This is a genomic window from Nitrospinota bacterium, from assembly GCA_009873635.1.
Classification (GTDB): Bacteria; Nitrospinota; Nitrospinia; order Nitrospinales; family VA-1; genus LS-NOB.
In genome coordinates, this window is sequence record WAHY01000053.1 from 1 (window position 1) to 2962 (window position 2962).

At 42.4% G+C, this 2962-nt stretch carries 2 protein-coding genes; both read right to left on the reverse strand.

What is annotated here, in order from left to right:
* Positions 1-581: hypothetical protein (locus tag F3741_12930; GenBank protein MZG31680.1), on the reverse strand; the 581-nt coding region annotated here is incomplete at its 3' end.
* Between the two features lie 37 nt (positions 582-618).
* A partial coding sequence (locus F3741_12935) for a cytochrome c (protein ID MZG31681.1) occupies positions 619-2962 on the reverse strand: 2344 nt, incomplete at its 5' end.

The following is a 2962-nucleotide window of genomic DNA, read 5'->3' on the forward strand; positions in this document are numbered from 1 at the left end:
CCTTTAACCCTTTTGAGTTTTTTCTTTGTCATGCGGTTGCGATCAGGGAGCGGTGTGTTAAATAATGTCGCGTCATTTCCTCCAAAGGCATGGGGGTTATGCAAAAGATCCTCCATATTATACAGACCAACATTCCTGGTATTTACAAATGCAAACATATGTTCTTCAAAATTGCATAGTTGACTATCAGGTCTTTGGTTTTTATCCTGGCCGGCGTGAAGCACCTCAGGGCTATTCACTTTAATTCGAGCCTTCTTATCCCGAAGTGATTTGCCTTCTGCCACTTTCTCAAGATAAACAGCCGTGAACTTAACACCCATGTTCGCCGGGTTAACCACCAAAGCAGGATTGAAAACCTCCTGACCGCATTTATCCATATGCTTAAAAACAGTTATAGGCGGCAGAGTTGGTACATCCCCTTTCCATTTAGCAACGCCCTTGATTGTGGCGCCGCCTTTCACTTCTATCTCTTTATATTTGGTTTTCGCTAAAACATTGGTGTTTAAACCAAAAATCATAATCGCAGAAACCAATGCCACGAGAACCTTAAAATGTTTGATGATAAGATTAATCCTCGTCATACTTTTTCCTTTTTCTGTTTTCTTTATTATTATTTATTCAATTCGAGCTTGTTAAAATTTTTGCCATATGATCTTCTTTATTAACATCAGAGAAATCCTTCGGCAAGCCGACTTCACTCTCTGATAGTCTCTCTTTGTTTTCTTTTTCAGCAGTTTCGACAACGGCTTCATCACCGATTAGTTCGACAGGTTTCCTGGCATAAAAAACTTGTATTTCATTATTGTATGAAAGTGTGAGATCAAAGTTTTCTTCCGGCCACTCACTTGCCAGTTTTATCTGCCCTTTTGCGCCGCCATTTTTCTCAGCCTCAATCAGTTTTTGAATAATATTGACAGGTTTCCCGGTCTTGGCTACATCTCTTTGCAGGTTCATGATTAAAGCAATATCCTCCCTCGTTGCGGGTTTTTTCTTACCTCGAACATAAGATCTTGATATAAAAAAATATGGATCTTTTGGCGGGAATTGTGGATAGGCATAACCATTCTGAACATCAACAAAAATTTTTTTAAACTTATCGCTCTGTATATAATCGACGATTTTATATATTTCCTTCTTTGTCAAAACGGCCCCCATCTCATCACGGTTACCTATACCCCATTCGGGCATCAGCCTTGTAAAACGACCATTGTGAGGAACTTCAAACATATCATCGCGTGTTCTAACAAGCGAATCTGCCTCATACGATATCCCCGTGATTCCTTCACCGGTATATCCGTGACAATGCGCACAGTTCATTTCAAAGATCTGTCGGCCGGTTAACTCGGAACCTCGTTTAAACGGTTTTGCAGGCGGCAGTATTTGGACCGTTCCGTCCCAACGTAAAAGCTCTCCTCTTTCCTCCCAGTCTTTTTCATCAATCATCATCTCGTAGTCAATTTTGACTGGCAGCTGCATCTCTTTAACAGCATTTTTCTGAGATAAAGCTTTATATGCATACTGAATTTTTCCCCCATACATTTCGGCCCAATGCTTTTGTCCTTCAAGGTTATTAAAGGTCTCGTTTTGTCCGGGAGAGCCAATATTCACAGCTACCTCAAGAGCCAGTGTTGGTGCAATCCCGAATTTTCCATCACCTCTTCCAAGCCATGGAACCCCATCGTTATCCCAGTCCCTGGCCCCAACCCCCATCGCCAATTCACCGCTTCTATTTTCTTCAGACTGGATCATTCCTGTCATCATTAAAGTCTGAACCGCCCAACGGGGGAATTTGCTTACAAAAGGTTTCGTCATATGTATGGGTGTTGCGAACATCATTTCACGATATGCGCGTAACTGCGCAGCAACATCCAGAGAATGAATTCTTACAGTATCATCACCTAAATGGCTCCTGAACAATCCGGTTGGTTCATGCCAGAAGTTCTCCCAAACATAATTCCAGGTTTTCCTTGCCCCTTCGATATATTTGACTTCATCCGTGAGCTTATACGCCTCAACCAGAGCAAAAATTCCTGTAAAGTTTGGACGACTCAAATCACAGGCGGCCGTCGGCTTCGATGTAGTTACGTCATAGGACACACAAAACTGCCCATCTTCCCCTTGTATGCTCAACAGAAAGTCAGCATTTTTTTTGACCAGCTCTGTCGCCAGTTTTGTCAACTCTGGTTCTAAATCGTCCTCATCGGGGGTTGCAAGGAGTGCTTGCGGATCACGCATGCGGTCAACATATTCTTTTAGCCCTATAAAAGTCAGCCCCATGTCGGTAAGCTTTATTTCATTTCCAATGCCGGGTTTCTTCAGTTTTTTGCTGGCCCACCACTTGGTTTTATCAGGTTCCCAAGTCGAAACAAGAATCCCGTCTTTGGTATGCATGGCAACAATATTCTTCAAAACCATATTTGCCAAATAATGCGGCACTGCTCCAAGACTCTTTTCAAGTATTCCTCCGTCTACCGGTGGGTTTTCGGTAAACATATCTGTCATTCTGTATGTTGATTGAAAAAAGTGCGAGTTCCCCCACAATAACGCACCCTGATCATATAAAAAGCTTCTTGGGTCATCTATGTCAAATCCCCATTGTCGCTCTGGAAGATCACCTGCAAGAAGTAAATTTGGCCAAATTCTATGTGGAAAATATTTCAATCCATTTTTAGGATCATAAGTTTTTGGGTTTACTCCTCCCAATTCCCCATCTCCATTAGCAACCAACTGAGCTTTTAGTGCTAAAACCTGATTAGCCCTAGTTGTCGCTAGAGCCATCCCCCTAAACCCTTCTTCAGCATCATTCCCCGCTAACACAATTCTCTTGGATTGGTTAGTTGGGGATTCACCAGTATGAGTAGCCTTCCACATATAATCCACCCACATACTTGCTCTTTTAAGCATAATTCCCAAGCCACCCATATCCAAATACTTGACCATCTTGTCACGGTCCCATCTCCAC